Genomic DNA, 21,370 nt, shown 5'->3' with positions numbered 1-21,370 from the left:
TTTAAAGGGTCTAAGAAAGAAGGACAGAACAATATAAGAGAAATACAGTATAACGAACTATTTTGAAAACAGTATATTTGTACACGATCTAAAATTCAACGTTTAACATTTATAATAGTACAATAGATGACCTTAATAAAATCAATATCAGGAATCAGAGGAACCATTGGCGGGATTGTAGGAGATAACCTTACCCCGATTGATGCTGTAAAGTTTGCAGCTGCTTACGGAACCTGGCTGAAAAATTATTCTAAAAAAGAAAAACTAACAGTTGTAATAGGAAGAGACGCCCGTATTTCCGGACCAATGATACATAATCTGGTAGTCAATACCCTGATCGGATTAGGGATTGATGTTATTGATCTGGGATTATCAACTACACCAACCGTTGAAGTAGCAGTTCCGTTAGAAAAAGCACATGGAGGAATCATCTTAACCGCAAGTCATAATCCAAAACAGTGGAATGCTCTGAAATTACTGAATGAAAAAGGAGAATTCCTAAGCGGAGCAGAAGGAGCCAGGATTCTTGAGATTGCAGAAAGCGATGCGTTTAATTTTGCCGAAGTAGATCATTTAGGTACTATTACTGTGAATGATGCTTATATGGATATTCATATTGATGAGGTACTCAATTTACCGCTGGTAGATGTTGAAGCAGTAAAACAGGCAAAATTTAAAGTGGTTGTAGATGGTGTGAACTCTTCAGGAGGGATCGTTATTCCGAATCTGCTAAAACAAATGGGTGTAGAGGTTGTAAAATTATATTGTGAACCAAACGGACATTTTCCGCATAATCCGGAACCTTTAAAAGAACATTTAACAGATATATCCGAATTAGTGGTAAAAGAAAAAGCCGATCTTGGTATTGTAGTCGATCCGGATGTCGATCGCCTAGCTTTTATTTCTGATGACGGCGAAATGTTTGGCGAAGAATATACGTTGGTAGCCTGTGCCGATTATGTATTAAGTAAAACACCTGGGAATACGGTTTCTAATATGTCTTCTTCTCGCGCTTTACGAGATATTACCGAGAAATATAATGGAAAATATGAAGCCAGTGCAGTAGGAGAGGTCAATGTAGTGGAATTAATGAAAAAGAACCATGCAATTATTGGCGGAGAAGGAAATGGGGGGATTATTTATCCTGAGTTACATTACGGACGTGATTCCCTTGTGGGAGTCGCTTTATTTCTGACACATTTGGCAAATAAAAAAATGAAAGTATCCGCTTTAAGAGCTTCTTATCCGGAATATTATATGAGTAAAAATAAAATAGAACTAACCCCTCAGATTGATGTGGACGCTATTTTAAAAGCAATGACAGAGAAATATGCAAAGGAAGATATTACAACCATTGACGGTGTAAAAATTGATTTTGCAGAAGAATGGGCACATCTTCGGAAATCGAATACAGAGCCGATTATCCGTATTTATACCGAAGCGAAAAGTCAGGTAAAAGCGGATGAACTGGCACTTCGAATTATTGATGAGATTAAAGTAATAGCAGGATAATGATCAATCAAAGGATCAGGAGACCTTTATTCACTCTAGTCAGACCTAACAGGTTTTCAAAACCTGTTAGGTCTATAGAGGATATTATCCGTGTAGAGCGTGGAAATCTCGAATAATCTAAAAATCGAACCATCAACCAGATATATTATAATTTATGAGAAAGACAGGATTACTGATTGTTTTTGTATTATTCAGTTGTATTGTTTCTGCACAGCAATTTAATAAAGAAGAACGTAAGCTAATTGAATCTGGAGATACGGCAACTCTGTTGCGTGTACTTCAGGTAACAGTACCAAAGGAATTGAAAGTACTGGAAGCGCAATCGACGGATATTGATAGTAATGATCCGTTATTACCGATATTGATTAACAGAATGTTCTTAACAGTAAGGGATCCTAAGAATCCGGGAGTGGGAATTGCCGCGCCACAGGTAGGGATTAATCGAAATATTATTTGGGTACAGCGTTTTGATAAAGAAGGTGAACCTTTTGAAGTCTATATTAATCCTAAGATTGTATGGCGTTCTAAATTATTGCGAAAAGGACTCGAAGGTTGTCTTTCTATTCCAGAGATTCGTGGCGATGTGTTACGTAATTATACTATTCAGCTGCGTTATCTGGATAAAGATGGAAAGTCTCACGAAGAAATGATCGAAGGGTTTACAGCTGTGATCTTTCAGCATGAAACAGATCATCTGAACGGAATATTATTTACAGACCGATTAAAGGAACAGGAACAGAAAACGTATTCTACTATAAATAATGAAATCAATCTGTTTCTGGAAAATCGATTGAAAGTTCAGTAGGATTTTTAGATGGTTCAAAGCTTTGAAAAGCCAGAAACTTTGCGAAGTAGGGAAACTTTGAACATTAAACTTTAAACAAAACAAACAAAATAACTAACTTTGTCCCACTTTTAAAACTAACGTATCAGGATGATGACTACAACTGACAATAAGACGATTAACACAGAATTAGAACGTTATTTCCAACAGTTCAGAAATAATATTATTGGTATTGATCAGGAGTTTGTTTCTCCTTACGGGAAAAAGAAGATCATTTATACGGACTGGACGGCAAGTGGCAGATTGTATCGCCCCATTGAGGAGAAGCTGATGAATAAGTTTGGACCTTTTGTGGCGAATACTCATACTGAAACGACTGTTTCCGGTACGGCAATGACTATGGCGTATCATCATGCCAGAAATATCATTAAAAAACATGTGAACAGTAATGAGGATGATGTCCTAATTATTGATGGTACGGGAATGACGGGTGTGATTAATAAGTTCCAGAGAATATTAGGTTTAAAAGTTCCGGAAAATTTAAAAAATTATACACAAATCCCGGAAGAAAAGAAACCGGTGGTTTTTATTTCGCATATGGAACATCATTCCAATCAGACCTCATGGTTGGAAACGATCGCTGAGGTTGAGGTTATTCCTGCTAATGCAGAAGGACTGTTCTGTCTGGATAATTTCAGAAAGTTACTGGAAAAATATAAAGATCATACGCTTAAAATAGCTTCTGTTACCGCTTGTTCTAATGTAACGGGAATTAAAACACCATATCATGAGATTGCGAAAATAATGCATCAAAATAATGGTGTCTGTTTTGTTGATTTTGCCTGTTCCGCACCGTATGTAAAGATTGATATGCATCCTGCGGATAAAGAAGCATATCTGGATGCTATTTTCCTATCTCCACATAAGTTTCTGGGAGGTCCCGGAACTTCAGGAGTATTGATATTCAATAAGAAATTATATAAAAATATGATACCGGACTGTCCAGGTGGTGGTACAGTAAGCTGGACGAATCCCTGGGGACAACATAAATATCTGGCTAATATTGAAGAAAGAGAAGACGGAGGAACACCTGGTTTTCTTCAGGTGATCAAAACGGCACTTGCGGTACAGCTGAAAGAACAAATGGGTGTAGAAAATATCTTAAACAGAGAGCATGAAATTATTGATTTCGTTTTTTCTGAATTAAAAGATACTGAAAATATTAATCTTCTGGCGCCACAACATCAGGACCGATTAGGAGTGGTCTCTTTCTTTATAAATGACCTTCATTTTAATCTGGGTGTAAAAATATTAAATGACCGTTTTGGTATTCAAACCAGAGGCGGGTGTAGTTGTGCCGGAACATATGGACATTATTTATTGCATGTAGATCAGGAAACCTCTAACAATTTGGTAGATCAGATTTCATTAGGAGATCTGATCAGAAAACCGGGATGGATCAGAATGTCTATTCATCCTACTACGCTGAATAGTGAGATTAAATATGTATGTGATAGTATTAAAGCTTTAGCTGAAAATCATATAGAATGGGCTAAAGACTATGATTACAATAAAGAAACGAATGAGTTTGTTCATAAAGAGGCTCAACCTGTTGAAAAGGAAATGGTAATGCAATGGTTTAAAAATTAATTGATAGTTGATAATTTGCAGTTGATTGTTAGTTGATGGTTTTTGAATACTAGGAGCACTTTTTTCTGCTTTTTGATTTTGAGGAATACAGTTTATAGTTTCAGTTCCCAGTATTCAGTTTCGATATACAGGAAACTTTTTGACTCTGTGACTTTGTGAAAAAATCTCTTTGCGAACCTTGCGTAACACTTTGCATCTTAGCGTTTAAATCTCTAAGACATTTGATTTTCAACGTTAGATATTTGACTTTCAACTACCTTTTTCGGAATTGGTTTTTTACCGCGATGTTTCCATCTTTTATGGGTCCATAAATAATATTCCGGAGCAGCATAAATCTGTTCTTCTACCAGAGCGATATACTTATCAGTAATCTCATAATCAGGATAATCTCTCGGATGATCTACCATAGAAACAAAAGTAGCTTTATAGTAGCCTCTTTTTACTATCTCGACTTTAGCATACATTACATTCATATCCATTCTTTTTGCCAGAACTTCTGCACCGATATGTACAGGAACTTCTATTCCCATAAAGGTATGCCAGTGTAATGCTTTATCTAATTTAGGAGACTGATCTGCAACGAAACCGTAGGATCCTAATATACCTTTTCGTTTATCTGCGATCATCATTTTTACCGATTCTTTAGTGTCAATCAGAGTAGCGTGGAATTTAGAACGGATATCACGCACTAGTTTATCAAAATACTTATTTCGGATTCTTTTATATATTCCGTAACCTTTATTCTGTAAGTGGACATTCATTACTAAAAGCCATTCATAACTGGCATAATGTACACAGAAAACAGCAATACTTTTTCCTCTGGATTCCATTTCATGCATTACTTCTATATTGGGAAATATAAAACGTTTATCAATCTCTTTTTGACTGATAGTAAGTGTTTTTACCATTTCAAGAAGAGTATCACATAAATGGTGTAATGATTTTTTTTCAATGACACGACGTTCCTTATCGGAAAGATGAGGAAGTGCTAGTTTAATATTTTCTCTGACTGTTCTTTTTCTATATCCAATTATATAATAGGCGAAAAAATATAGTATATCTGATAATATATAAAGTATCCTGAACGGCAATATAGAAATACACCACAATAAAGGATATAAAATTATAAAGGCGAGTAACTGCATTACAATAGATTTTCAACAAAGATAGGAAGATTTATGATATACGGAAGCACGATATTAGATACCATATGTTGCGATATGTGTAGAGGTGCGTTTTAACGTATCTCTTTTATATTGAGCTGTTTCACAAAATCTCTAATTTTTGTAAAAGTGTTGACCAGCTTCAGATTGATGTACAGGTTAGTTAATTATGATACTTTACAAAGATCAGGAGACCTTTTAACACCTCTGCAAAGTTGAAAACTTAGCAGAGCAGGGAAGTAAGACATAGAATCAGACCTAATAGGTTTTCAAAACCTGTTAGGTCTATCAGTCGGGAGCAGAGTCTTCGTATTCCAAAACCTATCAACTATGATTAAACCGGTTTCTTATCGCGGTGTTTGAAGCGTTTATGTGTCCACAGATAGTATTCCGGAGCTTCCAGAATTTGTTCTTCCAGAAGTCTGAAAAATATATCTGTAATCTGAAAATTCGGATAATCTTTTGGTTCTCCTTCAAGGGAAATAAAGCTTGCTTTATAATAGCCTCTTTTTATTTTTTGTCCTTTTACGAACATTACATTCATATCCATTTTTTTGGCAAGGTATTCTGCACCTGTAAATACAGGAACTTCAACGCCAAAGAATTTAGTATAATAATTAGTACGGTGTAGTTTAGGTGACTGGTCGCTTACAAAACCGTAATAGCCCTGAATTCCGTTTTCCTGATTTTCTTTCATTTTTAACACTGCTTCTTTAGAGTCGATAAGGGTGCCTCCAAATTTCCCACGAATATTACGTACTAATTTGTCAAAATATTTATTTCGAAGTTTTTTATAGATCCCAAAACCATGAAAATCAATATATTTATTCATAATCAATAGCCACTCATAGCTTGAATAATGAGCACATATAAGGATAATACTTTTCTTTTTCGCTTCCATTTCCAGAACCAGTTCGATATTATCTATTTTAAAACGTTTTTCCATTTCTTTTTCAGATATGGTTATTGTTTTAATTACTTCCAGAAAACCATCACAAAAATGATGATAGAATTTTTTTTCAATTACTTTGCGCTCTGCTTCAGAAAGATGGGGAAGTGCAATAAGAAGGTTTTCCCGAACTGTTTTTTTTCTGTATCCAATAATCTGATACAGAATAAAGTAAACAAAATCAGATAAAAGATAGAGTAGTCTGAATGGCAGGATAGAAATACACCATAAAAGGGGGTATACTAGTAGATAAGCAAGTAACTGCATGTAATAATTTCTGGCAAAGATAGTTTATTCTGTAACATAATTATTTTTTATTAACATGTTTTCACTAAAATAACTCGAAATACAAAGCATTATCCTAAATTTACATTTTTTAAAATCGATTTGATATGTTGGATATGAATATTGCTTTGCTGGGAATTATTGTTGTGAATGCATTGGTCAGCTTTAAGGGATTTAATGATATTTCTTTTTTTAGAAAATATGAATTTAATATTGGAGGTGTTCGTGCCGGAGAACAGATCAGAATAGTGTCTTCTGCTTTTTTACACGTGGATATTATGCATCTTGCATTTAATATGCTTACCCTGTATTTCTTTGCACCAATTGTAATTCAGTATTTGGGAACTTTTTCTTTTCTGATTATTTATTTTGGAAGTTTAATTTTTGGAAATCTACTCACTTTGCTTTTTCATAAAGAAGATTATGGTTACAGAGCGGTAGGAGCTTCCGGAGCAGTAACCGGTATTTTATATTCTGCTATACTGTTACAGCCGGATATGAACCTGTTTTTATTTTTTATCCCGATTCCAATTCCTGCTTATCTTTTTGGTATTGCTTATTTGTTATATTCTATTTACGGAATGAAGGCTAAGAATGATAACATTGGACATACAGCTCATTTTGGAGGAGCGATCGGAGGTTATGCTATTACACTGATTAAAGAACCCCAAATGTTTACTGAGAACACTTTTATGGTGGTGATACTGGCAGTTCCGATTGTATTACTCTTTATACTGGCTAAAATGGGGAAATTATAAAAATATAGTCGAAAGTCTGAATGTTGTAAAGAATCAGATATTCAAAATAGAAAGGTTCTGATATATTAATTAAGTATCAGAACCTTTTTATATTATTATTTTTGAACTTTAATATCGGCTGTAATACGTGGATCACCTCCTAGCGGATCACTTTTCTTTAGTTTGATTATACCTTTTTTTCCTGCTGCATTTTCAAATAATACAAAGGCTGGTACTATACCTGTACCAAAAGTATCATTATCATTTATAATAGTTAAACTATCTAATTCGGAACCAGTTTTAATATTATTAAAAAGGTTTTCCGTAGCTTCATTATTAGAGAATTGAACTATTGTAGGTGTTGCTCCTTCTATGCCCGTTCCTCCTTCCTTAATTTCATTTGTTGGACTGGTAAAGAAAAAGGATGCAGTACTATAACTATAAAAAACTAAATCTATTTTAGCTATATTACTTGCGTTAATTTCAGACTCTTTAAATGATTTTCCTAATTCTGTTGAGAAAAAACGACCTGTGTCAAATCCTTCAGTTAGATTTATGGAAAAAGTGATATCATCAAAGGTTTTTAAAGTAGTAACAGGATCTATTATTTCAATATTATCATCATCACTTGAACAAGAAATAAAGAATATAGGGAATAGAAATAATGTAAGTAATGTTTTTTTCATTTTATTTAAAAAATTAAATTATTTATAATCAGCGACAAACATAACTTAAATATTTATTTATATGTAAGAAAAAGTTTAATTGTTTTACTGTTAAAACACATAATAAACTGATAAACAGTTTTTTGTGGTTGATAAAAGTATATTTTTGAATACATTGGTTTATGCCTTTTTTGATAAAATTAAATCGGTTTAAAAGTAAGGATATCGTAAATATTTTTTTCCGAATACTGTAAACTGTATACCTTAACATCTTGATTCTTGTCTCTTTCTTCTTTTTTCTAAAATTCAGATAATTCTAAATTTAGTATCTTTGCGCAAACTTTTTATAGAAAATGACGACTTCAGGAAGAATCGAGCTGATGGCTCCGGCGGGAAATTTTGAATCATTACAAGCAGCTCTGGATAATGGGGCTGATTCAATATATTTTGGTGTAGAGCAGCTGAATATGCGTGCTCGCGCTACGGTTAATTTTACAATGGATGATCTGCCGGAAATAGGACGCAGATGTCAGGAAAAGAATGTACGTACTTATCTTACTTTAAATACGATTATTTATGATCACGATCTTTCGGTCGTAAAAACACTTTTAACAAAAGCGAAAGAAGCTAATATGACAGCGGTGATTGCTTCTGATCAGGCGGTAATTGCTTCGGCAAGAGCTTTAGGAATTGAAGTACATATTTCGACGCAATTGAATGTGACGAATGTTGAAACGGTGAAATTTTACAGTCTTTTTGCGGATACTATGGTCTTGTCAAGAGAGCTGAGTTTACGTCAGGTAAAAAAGATCACAGAACAAATAGAAAAGGAACAGATTAAAGGACCTTCCGGAAATTTGGTTGAGATTGAGATATTTGGACATGGTGCTTTATGTATGGCGGTTTCAGGAAAATGTTATCTGAGTCTGCATTCGCATAATTCATCTGCTAACAGGGGCGCTTGTAAGCAGAATTGCAGAAAGAAATATACCGTGATCGATCAGGAATCAGGGTTTGAGATTGAGATTGATAATGAATATATGATGTCTCCTAAGGATCTTTGTACTATTGATTTTTTAGATCAGGTGATTGATGCTGGGGTTCAGGTATTAAAGATTGAAGGAAGAGGAAGAGCTCCGGAATATGTTGCTACTGTTATTAAAACGTACCGTGAGGCGATTGATGCTTATTATGAAGGGACTTTCACGGAAGAGAATGTAACGAAATGGATGATGGCTCTGGAAACGGTTTATAACCGTGGTTTCTGGTCGGGATATTATTTAGGACAGAAATTAGGGGAGTGGAGTGATAACCCGGGTTCTAATGCTACTCAGAAAAAAGTATATATCGGAAAAGGAACACATTATTTTCCTAAGCCGAGCATTGCTGAATTCAAGATTGAGGCGTATGATGTGAGGAAAGGGGATAAGATTCTTATTACAGGTCCTAGTACCGGAGCGCAGGAAATGGTAATTGATGAAATGTATGTAAACGATGCTGTTTCGGATAAAGCGACAAAAGGAGATAGTTGTACTATAAAAGTGCCTTTCAGAATTCGTATGTCTGACAAGGTCTATAAAATTGTTGAGGCTTAATGGTTATTGTAACATTACAGAGAGATAAATGTATTGGCTGTAATTATTGTGTGGAAGTCGCACCGGCTCAGTTTCAGATGTCTAAAAAGGATGGAAAAACGGTTTTATTAAAATCGCAGGATACAAAGGGATTTCATACTCTGAAATCACATGATTATACTATTGTGGAGAGTTGCGAACTGGCAGCTAAGATTTGTCCGGTACATATTATAACGGTAAAAGAGGTTTGATTCTGGCTTAAAGTTGAAAACAGTAGAGATGCAATAAAAAAAACGGTAACAATTGTAAATTGTTACCGTTTTGTGGGGAGAGCAGGATTCGAACCTGCGAAGGTTTCCCAGCAGATTTACAGTCTGCCCTCGTTGGCCGCTTGAGTATCTCCCCAATGCTTGAATTCTTTAAACCTTTTCGCTTAACGAGGTTGCAAATATAAGACTGTTTTTTTACTAAACAAATCTTTTTTTTGATATTTTGTAATCTTTTTTTTAATTGATTGGTAGTGAATAAAATATAAAAATCTCCACAGAGGGAGATTTTTTATACAGAATAAGTTCAGACTATTTTTCATCTAATAATTCTTTTATTTTCATTCTTAATTCACCGCCTAGCAGGTCTGTAGCTACAATTGTACCGTTAGCATCCAGAATAAAAGTCTGAGGGATAGAATGCACATTATACTGAATAGCAATAGGATCTTCCCAGTGTTTCAGGTTCGATATCTGAGTCCACGCCAGTTTATCTTTAATAATATGCTTTTTCCATTCTTTTTTCTGATCTTTTTTGTCTAAAGCGACTCCAATGATGTTTAATCCTTTGCTGTGATAATCATTATAAATTGCAACGATACTCGGATTCTCTGCAGCACATGAACTACACCATGATGCCCAGAAATGAATAATGGTTACTTTTCCTAATGATTCTTTAAGAGAAACTATATTTCCTTTGGGATCAGGAGCAGAGAAATTGGGAGCGGTTGCTCCAATTCCAACATTGGTCAAGCTCTTTAATTTTTCTTGTATTTCTTTTCCCTGTTTTGTGTTTTTCAAGGTAGGAGAAAGAGTATTATAATTCTTCTCGATAGCATTACTATTTACACTTGGCTGATTTACAGCATTATGCAGTAACAGAACAGTGATAAATGAATCAGGATGCGTTGCTGTGTAATCTTCAATATAACTGGTGAATTCTTCCTGAAATACAGAATATTCTTCTTGTAATCCGGCGATAGTAGCAGCATCATTATTTTCCTGAGCAGCTTTCATTTTAGCTTCATTTTCCTGTTGGAAAGTATACATTTTATTTTGTAGTTTTCCGCTTATATTATTGAACTCGTTTAGCTGTTCATTATTATAGGTTCCGGAAATTTTACTAGTAAAAAGACTGTCTTTGTATGCTGTAACATTGATATTTCCTTTTTCCAGAATGAACGGTATTTTCCCTTCCAGAGTTGCAACAGAAATTAGATAAAAATCGGGTTCTGTGGCAGTACCTTTAAATTGAAATTTACCATCTTTGATTTGCGTACTGTCAATAATTTTGAGTTCTCCTGTCTCATCCAACTTTTCCAGATATGCTTTTCCGCTTTCAAAGTTATTGATGGCTCCTGTAATGATAAAACCATCGGTTATTGCTTTAAATGAAAACAAACCAATAGAAATTAAAAGAACCGTTATAATTTTTTTCATGAAATATATAATTATTACACTATAATCAGAGGTATTATACTCCTAATAGTTCTTTTATTTTTGCTTTTAATTCTTCACCTCTCAAATCTCTGGCAACAATTGTGCCTGTAGCATCCAGAATAAACATCTGAGGGATTCCTTTTACATTATATTGGGTAGCGATAGGGTCTTGCCAGAATTTCAGATTTGATACCTGAGTCCATGTTAATTTATCATCAGAAATAGCTTTTTTCCATTTATCTGCATCGCCTTCTTTATCAAGAGATACTCCGATAATATTTAAACCTTTATCATGAAATTCATTATAAAGAGCTACTATATTTGGATTTTCTCTTCTGCACGGAGCACACCATGATGCCCAGAAATCGATAATTGTAATTTTGCCTAAAGATTCTTTTAAAGAAACTATTTTCCCTTCAGGGTTAGGAGCAGAGAAATCCGGAGCTATACTTCCAATCTCTACACTGGTGATTTTTTTCAGTGTTTCGGCAATTTCTTTACCTTCTTTAGTGTTTTTCAGATCAGAAGAAAGGGAGTTAAAATCTTTCTCTATTTTTTTCATGTTAGCACTTGGTTGCGTTAGAGCTCCCTGGATCAATAGTACAGAAATGAAAGAATTAGGGTGTGTTTCCATATAGGTTTCAGCCTGATTTTGTAATTCGTTCTGTAATTCAGTATATTTTTCCTGTAATTCAATAATAACGGCAGTATCATTACTTTGCTGAGCAACCTGCATTTTAGCATTGTTTTCACTCTGGAAAGCCATCATTTTATTCTGGATTTTTTTCCCTGCAGTATTAAATTCAACTAACTGTTCGTTGTTATATGTTCCGGAAATTTTGCTTGCAAAAACGCTGTCTTTATAAATTACTACGTTGATTTCTCCTTTTTCAAGAATGAAAGGTACTTTACCGTTGATAGATTCTACTTGAAGTAAGTGAAATTCCGGAGCTGTAGATGTACCTTTGAAAGTGAATTTTCCTCCTTCTACTTTTACAGTATCAACAGGAGTTAATCCTAATTCTCCTTGTTTTTCAAGAATGATCATTTTTCCGTTTTCGACACCGTCGACTGTACCTGAAATAATATATTCGTTTTCAGATACTTTATTACAAGATAACAGAACAGTTGTAATACAAGTTAATAATAGAAGTTTTTTCATTTTGTAATTTAATTTTTATGAATTAATAGCGTAAAAGTATTTAAAAATGAATCAGTATAATAATTTTAAATTCTAATATTTTGTTATTATTTTAATTTATCTGCTATTGTGTCTGATAAATAAAATTAGATATTTTCAGGTCTGTTTTTTTTATACCATTGATTCCTTCTTCTATATTAATAAAATTATGATATCCTCTTGATTTTAAGATAGATCCCATAATAACGGAACGATACCCTCCTGCACAGTGTAAGTAGAAATCTTCTTCTTTAGGAATCTCGTTTAAATGATTATTGATATAGTCCAGTGGAATATTTACTGCATTTTCAATATGTTCTGCTTTATACTCAGATAGTTTTCTGGAATCTATAATAGTTCTTTTGTTTTCTTTTAGTTCTTTTACAAATTGTTGAGGGGAGATAGACTCCATACTGTCAGTTTCAAGGCCTGCTGTTTCCCATGCTTTGATTCCTCCTTTAAGATACCCTAATGTTTTATCAAAACCAACTCTTGATAATCGGGTAATGGTTTCTTCTTCTCGACCTTCGGGCGTAACGAGTAATAAAGGTTGTGTTGTATCCATAATCAGAGCGCCTACCCATGGAGCAAAATTACCGTTGATTCCTATGAATATAGAGCCCGGAATATGTGATTTTACAAAGTCTGCCTCATTTCTTACATCAAGAATCAGTGCTTCGGATTGTGTTGCAACGGCTTTGAATTCTGCCGGATTTAATGGTTTTGAAGCTCTGTTAATAATAGTATCTAAACTGTCATATCCTTGAATGTTCATCAATACGTTTTGAGGGAAATAAGCAGGAGGGGTAGCTAATCCGTCTAATAATTCAGTAACAAACTCTTCTCTTGTCATATTTGCTCTCAGAGCATAGTTTGTTTTTTTCTGATTTCCGAGCGTATCTGTAGTTTCTTTGCTCATGTTCTTTCCACAGGCACTTCCAGCACCGTGATTTGGATAAACAATCAGTTCATCTGAAAGTGGCATTATTTTTTCACGAAGTGAATCGAATAGAAGGGAGGCTAATTTTTCTTGTGTCAGTTCTGCTTTTATTTCCTGAGCCAAATCGGGACGACCTACATCACCTATAAACAGAGTGTCACCTGTAATAATACCATGCTGTTTACCGTTTTCATCAGTAAGCAGGTAAGAGGTACTTTCCATTGTGTGACCTGGTGTGTGAATTGCTTTTACAGTATAATTACCAACTTTAAATTCCTGATTATCCTGAGCTACAATGGCTTCAAAATTAGGAGTCGCTGTTGGTCCGTATACGATTTGTGCATTGGTTTTTTTTGCAAGATCCAGATGTCCTGAAACAAAATCAGCATGGAAATGCGTTTCAAAAATATATTTTATTCTGGCATTATCTTTAACAGCTCTGTCAATATAAGGCTGTACTTCTCGAAGTGGATCAAAAATAGCAACTTCTCCGTTATTTTCTAAATAATAAGCAGCATGTGCAATGCACCCTGTGTAAATTTGTTCTATTTTCATCTTCAATGTGTTTAAATATTGTTCTGTAATTCGTTTAATATAATAGTTCTTTGGTCAATATACCGACCGCAATAATAAGTACAAAATAGCCAAATCCTTTTTTTAAAACGGATTCGTTGATATATTGGTTAAAAAAATTTCCTGTAAAGATACCGAAAATTGATATAGTTGTAAAGATCAGTAAAAATTTCCAGTCAATGTTCATGTGTTCTATATCTCCGAGAAAGCCGATAAGAGAATTAATGGAGATAATAAATAATGAGGTACCTATTGCTTTTTTCATTGGAAGTCTGATAATAAATACTAAAGCAGGAATCATTAGAAACCCTCCTCCGGCACCTATTAATCCTTTAATTATTCCTATAATGAAAATTTGTATAGTGATTATTGGGTAGTTAATTTTTGTTTCTTTGCTTTCTTCTTCTTTTTTTCTGATCATTGAAACAGAGGATAATAACATAAAAAAAGCAAATAGAATCATTAAAAAGGTATTCTTGGTAAGTGTAAAAGTACCTATCTGAAAAAATATTTCGGGAAGATGAGGGATTACAAATCTTCGGGTTAAAAATATGGCTATTAAAGAAGGAATGGCAAAGAATATTCCGATTCTTATTGATACATAATTTTTAAAATAGTTCTGAACGGTACCGAAAACAGAGGTTGCCCCTACAATAAAAAGGGAATAAGCAGTCGCTGTAACCGGGTTTAAATGGAGCAGATATACTAATATAGGCACGGTTAATATTGAGCCGCCACTACCTGTTAACCCTAAAACAACACCCATTAAGAACGCCCCTGAATATCCTAAAAGATCCCTCATTATTATAAAATTAAAAGTTCGATTTTATTTCTCTGAAGTCTGATTTTTCCCTTGTTTTCCAGAATTTTCAGTAATCTGGAGATAACAACTCTAGAGGTATGCAGCTCATAGGCTATTTCCTGATGCGTAATGTTGATTTCTGATGAATTGATGGCCTTTGCTTTATCGATAAGGTATTTGGATAGTCTTTCATCCATATTCATAAAAGCCAGTGTATCTATGGCGTCCAGCATTTCCATTAATCGGTTATTGTAACTGCTCAGAATAAAATTGCGCCAAGATTTAAATTTCATAAGCCATTCTTCCATTTTTTCTACCGGGATCATTACCATTGTACCATCTGTTTCAGCAACTGCCGTGATTTTGCTTTTAGATTGTCCTATGCAACAGGTAAGGGACATGGCGCAGGTATCTCCTTTTCCAATAAAATAAAGCAAGAATTCATCTCCCTGTTCATCTTCACGCATTATTTTAACAGCTCCTTCAGTAAGTAAGGGCATCTTGATAATGGATTCACCTATTTCTATTAAATAATCATTTTCTTTGAACTGCTTTAATACAGCAATTTTAATGATCTCATCAATTAAAGCGCCTTCAAATAAATAACCATATGCTTGTGTAAGGGTATCTTTCATCTTTTTAGTTTTTATAACTTCTATCTTTATTAAGGAACAGATTATTGCTGTATTTTATTATATAAAATATAATTATTAACTCAGTGTAAGGGAATTAATTATTAAAATTTCACCTTGATACAAATTTAATTTATTCCTACTGAACTAAAAGTAACATTAGTTACAGATTTTTAGATGAGAAATGTAAAACGTTTTTTGTGAAAAGTAAAATGAGAAGAGAAGGATGTAAGAGTGAAATAATGTAAAGTAAAAGCCACAGAATTTGGTTTTCTCTGTGGCTTAATTTTTTTATTTTTTTAAAGAAGCTATATCGATCACAAAACGGTATCGTACATCACTTTTAAGCATTCTTTCATAAGCAGTATTAATGTCCTGTATTTTAATGATCTCTATTTCAGAAACGATATTATGTTTTCCACAGAAATCAAGCATTTCCTGAGTTTCGGCAATACCTCCAATCGCTGAACCGGCTACAGATTTTCTTCCCAGAATCATCGGTACGGAGTTTAACATTGGATCTAGATCCCCTAAGTATCCTACCAAAACCAGCGTTCCGTTAATACTTAATGTTGAAACATATGGATTTACATCATGAACGTAAGGAATAGTGTCGATAATCAGATCAAATTTACTTTGTACTGATTTCATTTGTTCTGCATCAGTAGAAATTACTACTTCATCTGCACCAAGATCTTTTGCATCTTGAGTTTTGCCCGGTGTTCTTGAAAATAAAGTAACTTCTGCGCCTAAACCTTTGGCAAGTTTAATTGCCATATGTCCCAAACCTCCGAGACCTATAACGGCAACTTTGCTGTTTTTTCCTACGTTCCAGTGTTTTAATGGAGACCAGGTAGTAATCCCAGCACATAATAATGGGGCAACGGCAGCAAGATCCAGATTTTCAGGTACTTTAAGTACAAAATGTTCATTAACTACAACTTTTTCTGAATAGCCGCCATAAGTTTGTATTCCTAAATGTTTGTCAGGGGAATTATAGGTTCCTGTAAATCCATTGAGGCAGTATTGCTCCAGGTCTTGTTTACAGCTACTGCATTCTCTGCAGGAATCTACAAGACATCCTACTGCTGCCAGATCTCCTACTTTTAGCTTTGTTACTTTATTTCCTACTTTGGTTATTCTTCCTACAATTTCATGTCCGGGAACTACAGGATAAATACTTCCGCCCCAGTCGTTACGAGCGGTATGCAGATCGGAATGACAGACACCGCAATACAATATTTCAATTTCGATATCGTTTGGTGTTACTTCTCTGCGTTCAATGTTCATTTCTTTTAAAGGTGCATCATTGGCTATTGTGCCGAATGCCTTTGTGTTTTTTGTTTCCATAATTATTTATTTTAAAAATTTAATTTTTTACTCAGGTATTTTTTCTATAAGGCTTAAATAGAATGGTTTAGTCAAAATCACTATCAGAGGAAATTTCTTTCCATGTTTCAAATTCTGCATAACGGTCTTTATAATATTGGGAAATAGTCCCTACAGCTGCTTTTCCGACAAGTAAACGTAAAGGTGGGTGTTCAGCATTTAATGCAATCATTAAAGCTTTGGCAAGTTTTGCAGGATTTCCTGATTGTTTATGATCCATACCCGTGAAAACCGTATGCATATTCTCACGGTAATCATCATAAGCTTCTATTTGGGTATCCGGTAGTTTCATTGAGCTGTTTTCATTGCTGAAGTCTGTACGGAAAGCACCCGGTTCAATGATCATAAATTGGATACCGAAAGGCTTAAGGTCACTACTCATTCCTTCGCTCCAACCTTCTAAAGCAAATTTAGAAGCACTGTAAACAGAACCGCCACCTACAGACCGGATACCTGATGTGGAACTTATCACAACGATTGTACCTTTTTTCTGTTTGCGCATGACAGGTAATACTGCACGGGTAATTTTCATCGTTCCGAATACATTGGTTTCTATTTGCTGACGAATAAGATTTTCAGACATTTCTTCAAAATATCCAAGTAATCCGTATCCTGCATTATTGACCAGTACATCAATAGATCCGAAATGTTCCAAAGCAGATTGTACCGCGGATACTATTTGATCGTCATTTGTAATATCAAGTTGGCTAATAAGCAGATTGGGTGAAGTTCCTAGTGTTTTTTCTGCATCTTCGATGTTTCTTGCTGTGGCAATTACTTTATAACCTTTGTCCAGAGCTTCTTTTACAATCGCAGCACCAATTCCTTTATTACCACCTGTAATGAACCAGACTTGTTGCTTATTTTGTTCAGATCTATTCATAGCTTTATCTTTTATTATTTGATATTACAAAGATACAGTCATAAACAGCGATGTGTTTTTCTGTAAAGCTCAAAAATTATTTGTTGCTCAGCTCAAATATATTTGGTTAGGTGAATAACCGAATTCTTTTTTAAATGCAGATGAAAAATGGGAAAGGTTTTTAAATCCTACTTCAAGATATACATCTGATACTTTTTTCTGTTCGTTACGGATTTTTTCGTGGGCAACTTTAAGTCGTTTTTTAATCAACCATTTTTGCGGAGATAAAGTGCTTATTTTATTGAAATCTCTTTTGAACGAAGCCAGACTTCGTCCGGTAAAGTGGGCTATATCCTCTATAGTAAGATCATACATATAGTTTTCACGCATAAAATCTAATATGTCGATTTTCCATGGTTCGGTAAAATCAAAAAGGATAGGATAGAATTTCTTATCTATGTTTAATAAAGAATATATACCTTCTTGTAATTTGAGATACATAAGCCGATCGGCAGGTTGTACTGATGAATCAAAATAAGGTATCATAGATTGGAACAGACTTGTTATATCTGGTGTTTGTGGTAGTTTTACAACACTGGATAAATCTTTCGTTTTTTCTTTCGGAAGTTGTTTTTTATCAATAGTCTGATAAAATTCGCGTAAAAAGGCACGATTAAAGATCATAAAAATACCGCTGAACTGTTCATCTCCTTTAGGCTGTTTTATCATATTAATACGATTGTCTCTTCGTACAAAAATACACTCTCCGGCACTGATAACTATTTTTTTATTTCCTTCTTCAACTACAAATTGTCCTGAATATACGTATACTAATGTATGATTTCGTACCATTTTTGTACAGGTTCTGCCATCATTAAACAGGTAACTGAAGAAGATATTGGAATAACTAAATGTTAATGATTCATTATGTTCAAAATCCATAGTTTGCTTTTTAAAAATTTCATCCTGCCTTTCAGGTACTCCTCCGCAGGGGGGAAGTTTTATTGTCATTTCACTTTTTACAGAAAATATTTTACTTCTCACAGATCAGATTTCACTCTTGTATTGCTTTTTTCAGTTCTTCAATAAAATAAGGCTTTTTGTTTCTTTTATCGAATGTTTCTGCCAGTGTTTTTGCCTGATGGTAATAATAAGCAAACAGCTCTTGGGTATTGTATGTGTTATCGGTTCTGTACCAAGGTAATTCTGATGATACCTGTAGGGTTTGGGTAGTTTTATTTTTTAATAAAGGTAGTACATTTATTGAAAAAGAAAGACGGATTTGATCTTCACTATTCAGATTCCAGACAGCATATTTTTCAAAATAATACCATGCCTTTTTAGAATCATATTTTGTAACATACCGGATCATCATTGAAATAAGAGAGATCATGGAGGTATATCCTGCTTCTTCTGATTTAGCTAGTTCTTTTTCTGCTTTATTAAAGAATTCTGCTGCTTTTTTTCTGTTTCCAAATTCTTCAAAAAAAAGCATACTCAGACAATAGGTATTAAAAGGCATATGTGCACAGGTCAGTTTTCCGGAATAGAGTTCTTTTCCCACCGCAAGGGCTTCATCAAGATTACCGGAACGTAGCTGTAATTCAACAAGATCGTCAAGTTCACAGGCTTTACAATCGGACATATCATCATGTTCTTCTTTTTCCCGGAGATCCAGATATTTAGTAGCTGTTTCCAGGTCATTCATGGTCATCGCCCAGTTGGCATAACGACTGTAGTAAGGACGACTACTGAAACCGTTACGTTGCAGACGTGTTTTAAAATCTTCTTGTATTGCATGAATCTGTTTTAGTGTTAGATCGGCATTAGAGAATGAGGAACCTACCATCCATTTGTATTCCCACATAAAATCTTCTTCATTGAAAAGTTCCGGGTTATTGTCATACGTGTCTAAAATCCAAGAGAAAGCGGGGAAACTTTCAATACATTTTGAAGTATTTCTTTCTTCTCCAATCAGTTCCAGACGTAGATCAAATCCCCAGTCAATATCCTGATGTGTATCTGCAATATTAATGGCTTCTTTCAATAAATTGATTTTATCCGGTGAGGAAGATACTTCTCTTTTTTTAAGTAATAGTTTCTGGATTTTAAGATTATGGTTCATAACAGAGACTGTTTATTTTTATAAATTTAATTTATCGGTAAAGTTGGTAATTCCCATTAACAGCATTTGTTGTAGTGAATCATTAAAAAGTGCCATTTCAGCTTTATTCAGAGGATAACCACCTAACATAAGTGCCTGTACATACATGATATGTATAATGGCATCAAATAAGTAAGGTTCTTTAAGATCGATCAGATTTTCTACTAATTCATTGTCTTTATTAAAACAAAGCGTAGGAATGTTTTCATCTGCTTTTTTTATCAGGTTTTTAAGTGTCGGAGCAAACGGATTTCCAGAATTAGAAAGGTTCTGTAAGTTTTTATTACTGAGAGCCTGATCGTTTGCAACATAGATTACCGGGGTATCGGAAGGAGAAAAGTGCTTGAGCTGTGTTTTACAGAAATGTTTTTTCAGGACTCTGTCGGCTTTTGCTTCAAATTCACTATAACGATCTTCTTTTTTCACATCTGTAAAATTATTCAGAATGTCTTTTGGTGAAATCTTTTCAATACTGAGATCGGGATAGACTGTTTTTATTTTTCGAATCAAATCCAGTTCAAAACTGTAAGCAGCATTAATGATTGTTTTTCCCTGAGAACCTGCAATACGCCGAATCTGTCTGAAATCATCCAGGGAAGCCGTATAATGAATTTCCTCATTATAGGTTGAAATAGATTTAAAGGAGATTAATCCTTTATTGGTTTCGAAAGGAATATAATCAATGAACAGTTTTAGTAATTCAGAATCTTCGGTTGCTATTGACTTGATATATAAGTGATGGATATCAATTATACGGATTAGTGTTCTGGTGTCGGTTACTGCCAGATAACGGAGATATTCTTTGAAAGAATGACTTAGTTCTTTTTTTGCGTCGTTCAGAGTACTGTTGTTCATCAGGGCTTCTCGTGAAGCGGTAGGTCTTAGTTCGTTTGTATTTACGATCACTTTCATGAATGAACTCCATTCTGGTAACAGATTATTTGCGTGTTCGCAGAGAAACATTCGTTTTAGATAAACGCGATGTTCTTTTGTACCGCTAAATTGTACTTTATAAGGCATAATAAAGGCAACTCCGTCAATTTCTCCTGTTTTTGAGTGAATGTGGAATGCATCCAGAAAGGAAATATTAAAGGTTTCTTTTCCATATTCCAGTAGTTCTTCTTTTGTACTTTTGGGAGACAGCCATACGGGGGTTCCGCTTACTATTGTTTCTGTTTCTTCTTCGGTAATTAGGTTAATGGTTATTGGTAACGCACTTCCAAAATGTAGGATATTCTTTTTCAGTTCTTCTTTTCTGAAAAGAGACTGCCATTCTTTTTTAGGTTTTAAAATAATACGGGAACCGACTTTTTCCAGTGGTTGCTCCATTATTTCAACATTATAGGTTCCGTCTGATTTTCCTAACCAACGAACACTGGTGTCCTTTAATAGAGAGCGTGTTTCTACAATGATTTCATTACTGACTACAAGACAGGAGAGAAGTCCGATACCGAATTTCCCGATATAATCCTTTTCAAAGAAGTTATCTCTTTTAGAGCTCTGACCAATAACGGATAGAAATTCATGAACATCGTTTTCAGACAGCCCAATACCGTTATCTTCAAAAATAACAGTGGTTTCCGGGATATCCTGAATGTAAATATTTAAAGCTCCTATATGTGCTTCATTAATTGTTTTTCGTTCTGTAACAGCATCTGTTCCGTTTTGAAGTAATTCACGAACAAAAACATTCGGAGCACTGTAGATGTGTTCAGATAATAGTTCGATCATTCCTTTAAGGTTGACCTGAAACAGGTATTGATTGTTTTCTTCTGACATAGTTTTCTTTTTTGACCTTGTGCC

Annotated in this window: 19 protein-coding genes and 1 tRNA gene; 6 read left to right on the top strand and 14 right to left on the bottom strand. The window is 34.4% G+C overall.

Annotated features, from left to right (window positions below):
- Positions 1-126: 126 nt before the first annotated feature.
- The 3 genes from glmM (at position 127) to AC4FQX_RS00365 (ending at position 3,946) form a co-directional block, all read left to right on the top strand.
- Entirely contained in the window at positions 127-1,512 is a 1,386-nt protein-coding gene (gene glmM / locus AC4FQX_RS00375) for a phosphoglucosamine mutase (RefSeq protein ID WP_491165674.1), read from the top strand.
- Between the two features lie 154 nt (positions 1,513-1,666).
- The gene (gene def / locus AC4FQX_RS00370; protein WP_491165673.1) at positions 1,667-2,317 is read left to right on the top strand and encodes a peptide deformylase; all 651 of its coding nucleotides are present in this window, start codon (positions 1,667-1,669) and stop codon (positions 2,315-2,317) included.
- A 129-nt stretch (positions 2,318-2,446) separates the two neighbouring features.
- A complete protein-coding gene (locus AC4FQX_RS00365; RefSeq protein ID WP_491165672.1) occupies positions 2,447-3,946 on the top strand; it encodes an aminotransferase class V-fold PLP-dependent enzyme in 1,500 nt (499 codons plus the stop codon).
- A 212-nt stretch (positions 3,947-4,158) separates the two neighbouring features.
- Here AC4FQX_RS00365 and AC4FQX_RS00360 read toward each other — a convergent pair whose 3' ends face one another.
- Entirely contained in the window at positions 4,159-5,091 is a 933-nt protein-coding gene (locus AC4FQX_RS00360; RefSeq protein WP_491165671.1) for a lysophospholipid acyltransferase family protein, read from the bottom strand.
- A gap of 352 nt (positions 5,092-5,443) precedes the next feature.
- Entirely contained in the window at positions 5,444-6,325 is an 882-nt protein-coding gene (locus AC4FQX_RS00355; protein ID WP_491165670.1) for a lysophospholipid acyltransferase family protein, read from the bottom strand.
- Positions 6,326-6,459: 134 nt separating this feature from the next.
- On the opposite strand from AC4FQX_RS00355, the gene AC4FQX_RS00350 reads away from it, so the two are divergent.
- On the top strand, positions 6,460-7,101 hold the full coding sequence (locus tag AC4FQX_RS00350; RefSeq protein WP_491166299.1) for a rhomboid family intramembrane serine protease: 642 nt from the start codon (positions 6,460-6,462) through the stop codon (positions 7,099-7,101).
- Positions 7,102-7,196: 95 nt separating this feature from the next.
- Here the strand turns inward: AC4FQX_RS00350 and AC4FQX_RS00345 are convergent, their stop codons facing one another.
- Positions 7,197-7,766, bottom strand: coding sequence for a hypothetical protein (locus AC4FQX_RS00345; RefSeq protein ID WP_491165669.1), 570 nt, complete (start codon positions 7,764-7,766; stop codon positions 7,197-7,199).
- 332 nt (positions 7,767-8,098) lie between these two features.
- Between AC4FQX_RS00345 and AC4FQX_RS00340 the strand changes: the two genes are divergently transcribed.
- The gene (locus tag AC4FQX_RS00340) at positions 8,099-9,340 is read left to right on the top strand and encodes a peptidase U32 family protein (RefSeq protein ID WP_491165668.1); all 1,242 of its coding nucleotides are present in this window, start codon (positions 8,099-8,101) and stop codon (positions 9,338-9,340) included.
- Complete coding sequence (locus AC4FQX_RS00335; RefSeq protein WP_491165667.1) at positions 9,340-9,570, top strand: ferredoxin; 231 nt, start codon at positions 9,340-9,342, stop codon at positions 9,568-9,570. Before AC4FQX_RS00340 ends, AC4FQX_RS00335 begins: the two co-directional genes overlap by 1 nt.
- Before the next feature lie 73 nt (positions 9,571-9,643).
- On the opposite strand, the gene AC4FQX_RS00330 is transcribed toward AC4FQX_RS00335, so the two are convergent.
- The 11 genes from AC4FQX_RS00330 to AC4FQX_RS00280 all read right to left on the bottom strand — a co-directional run bounded on the left by AC4FQX_RS00330 (position 9,644) and on the right by AC4FQX_RS00280 (position 21,346).
- Positions 9,644-9,724: transfer RNA gene (locus AC4FQX_RS00330), tRNA-Tyr, on the bottom strand.
- Positions 9,725-9,897: 173 nt separating this feature from the next.
- Positions 9,898-11,025 (bottom strand): redoxin domain-containing protein, encoded by a 1,128-nt coding sequence (locus AC4FQX_RS00325; RefSeq protein ID WP_491165666.1) that lies wholly within the window; start codon positions 11,023-11,025, stop codon positions 9,898-9,900.
- A gap of 34 nt (positions 11,026-11,059) precedes the next feature.
- On the bottom strand, positions 11,060-12,187 hold the full coding sequence (locus AC4FQX_RS00320) for a redoxin domain-containing protein (protein ID WP_491165665.1): 1,128 nt from the start codon (positions 12,185-12,187) through the stop codon (positions 11,060-11,062).
- Between the two features lie 103 nt (positions 12,188-12,290).
- Positions 12,291-13,700, bottom strand: coding sequence for an MBL fold metallo-hydrolase (locus AC4FQX_RS00315; protein WP_491165664.1), 1,410 nt, complete (start codon positions 13,698-13,700; stop codon positions 12,291-12,293).
- A gap of 34 nt (positions 13,701-13,734) precedes the next feature.
- Positions 13,735-14,520 (bottom strand): sulfite exporter TauE/SafE family protein, encoded by a 786-nt coding sequence (locus tag AC4FQX_RS00310; RefSeq protein ID WP_491165663.1) that lies wholly within the window; start codon positions 14,518-14,520, stop codon positions 13,735-13,737.
- A 2-nt stretch (positions 14,521-14,522) separates the two neighbouring features.
- Positions 14,523-15,155: a Crp/Fnr family transcriptional regulator gene (locus tag AC4FQX_RS00305; protein WP_491165662.1), complete on the bottom strand. Its 633-nt coding sequence runs from the start codon at positions 15,153-15,155 to the stop codon at positions 14,523-14,525.
- 288 nt (positions 15,156-15,443) lie between these two features.
- Positions 15,444-16,502 carry an NAD(P)-dependent alcohol dehydrogenase gene (locus AC4FQX_RS00300; RefSeq protein ID WP_491165661.1) on the bottom strand — a complete coding sequence of 353 codons (1,059 nt, stop codon included), beginning with the start codon at positions 16,500-16,502 and terminating at the stop codon, positions 15,444-15,446.
- 67 nt (positions 16,503-16,569) lie between these two features.
- A complete protein-coding gene (locus tag AC4FQX_RS00295) occupies positions 16,570-17,424 on the bottom strand; it encodes an SDR family oxidoreductase (RefSeq protein WP_491165660.1) in 855 nt (284 codons plus the stop codon).
- Positions 17,425-17,511: 87 nt separating this feature from the next.
- Positions 17,512-18,414 carry a helix-turn-helix domain-containing protein gene (locus AC4FQX_RS00290; RefSeq protein WP_491165659.1) on the bottom strand — a complete coding sequence of 301 codons (903 nt, stop codon included), beginning with the start codon at positions 18,412-18,414 and terminating at the stop codon, positions 17,512-17,514.
- Between the two features lie 43 nt (positions 18,415-18,457).
- Complete coding sequence (locus AC4FQX_RS00285) at positions 18,458-19,528, bottom strand: hypothetical protein (RefSeq protein WP_491165658.1); 1,071 nt, start codon at positions 19,526-19,528, stop codon at positions 18,458-18,460.
- 18 nt (positions 19,529-19,546) lie between these two features.
- Positions 19,547-21,346 carry an HSP90 family protein gene (locus AC4FQX_RS00280; RefSeq protein ID WP_491165657.1) on the bottom strand — a complete coding sequence of 600 codons (1,800 nt, stop codon included), beginning with the start codon at positions 21,344-21,346 and terminating at the stop codon, positions 19,547-19,549.
- Between the last annotated feature and the right edge of the window lie 24 nt (positions 21,347-21,370).

The organism is Flavobacterium sp. AK-301, assembly GCF_058310215.1.
This window is presented reverse-complemented; position numbering and strand designations above follow the sequence as displayed.

What these genes read in the sequence shown, in the direction of transcription:
- glmM (WP_491165674.1), top strand. Translation starts at nt 127, where the DNA reads ATGACCTTAATAAAATCAATATCAGGAATCAGAGGAACCATTGGCGGG.
- def (WP_491165673.1), top strand. Translation starts at nt 1,667, where the DNA reads ATGAGAAAGACAGGATTACTGATTGTTTTTGTATTATTCAGTTGTATT.
- AC4FQX_RS00365 (WP_491165672.1), top strand. Translation starts at nt 2,447, where the DNA reads ATGATGACTACAACTGACAATAAGACGATTAACACAGAATTAGAACGT.
- AC4FQX_RS00360 (WP_491165671.1), bottom strand. Translation starts at nt 5,091, where the DNA reads ATGCAGTTACTCGCCTTTATAATTTTATATCCTTTATTGTGGTGTATT.
- AC4FQX_RS00355 (WP_491165670.1), bottom strand. Translation starts at nt 6,325, where the DNA reads ATGCAGTTACTTGCTTATCTACTAGTATACCCCCTTTTATGGTGTATT.
- AC4FQX_RS00350 (WP_491166299.1), top strand. Translation starts at nt 6,460, where the DNA reads ATGAATATTGCTTTGCTGGGAATTATTGTTGTGAATGCATTGGTCAGC.
- AC4FQX_RS00345 (WP_491165669.1), bottom strand. Translation starts at nt 7,766, where the DNA reads ATGAAAAAAACATTACTTACATTATTTCTATTCCCTATATTCTTTATT.
- AC4FQX_RS00340 (WP_491165668.1), top strand. Translation starts at nt 8,099, where the DNA reads ATGACGACTTCAGGAAGAATCGAGCTGATGGCTCCGGCGGGAAATTTT.
- AC4FQX_RS00335 (WP_491165667.1), top strand. Translation starts at nt 9,340, where the DNA reads ATGGTTATTGTAACATTACAGAGAGATAAATGTATTGGCTGTAATTAT.
- AC4FQX_RS00325 (WP_491165666.1), bottom strand. Translation starts at nt 11,025, where the DNA reads ATGAAAAAAATTATAACGGTTCTTTTAATTTCTATTGGTTTGTTTTCA.
- AC4FQX_RS00320 (WP_491165665.1), bottom strand. Translation starts at nt 12,187, where the DNA reads ATGAAAAAACTTCTATTATTAACTTGTATTACAACTGTTCTGTTATCT.
- AC4FQX_RS00315 (WP_491165664.1), bottom strand. Translation starts at nt 13,700, where the DNA reads ATGAAAATAGAACAAATTTACACAGGGTGCATTGCACATGCTGCTTAT.
- AC4FQX_RS00310 (WP_491165663.1), bottom strand. Translation starts at nt 14,520, where the DNA reads ATGAGGGATCTTTTAGGATATTCAGGGGCGTTCTTAATGGGTGTTGTT.
- AC4FQX_RS00305 (WP_491165662.1), bottom strand. Translation starts at nt 15,155, where the DNA reads ATGAAAGATACCCTTACACAAGCATATGGTTATTTATTTGAAGGCGCT.
- AC4FQX_RS00300 (WP_491165661.1), bottom strand. Translation starts at nt 16,502, where the DNA reads ATGGAAACAAAAAACACAAAGGCATTCGGCACAATAGCCAATGATGCA.
- AC4FQX_RS00295 (WP_491165660.1), bottom strand. Translation starts at nt 17,424, where the DNA reads ATGAATAGATCTGAACAAAATAAGCAACAAGTCTGGTTCATTACAGGT.
- AC4FQX_RS00290 (WP_491165659.1), bottom strand. Translation starts at nt 18,414, where the DNA reads ATGACAATAAAACTTCCCCCCTGCGGAGGAGTACCTGAAAGGCAGGAT.
- AC4FQX_RS00285 (WP_491165658.1), bottom strand. Translation starts at nt 19,528, where the DNA reads ATGAACCATAATCTTAAAATCCAGAAACTATTACTTAAAAAAAGAGAA.
- AC4FQX_RS00280 (WP_491165657.1), bottom strand. Translation starts at nt 21,346, where the DNA reads ATGTCAGAAGAAAACAATCAATACCTGTTTCAGGTCAACCTTAAAGGA.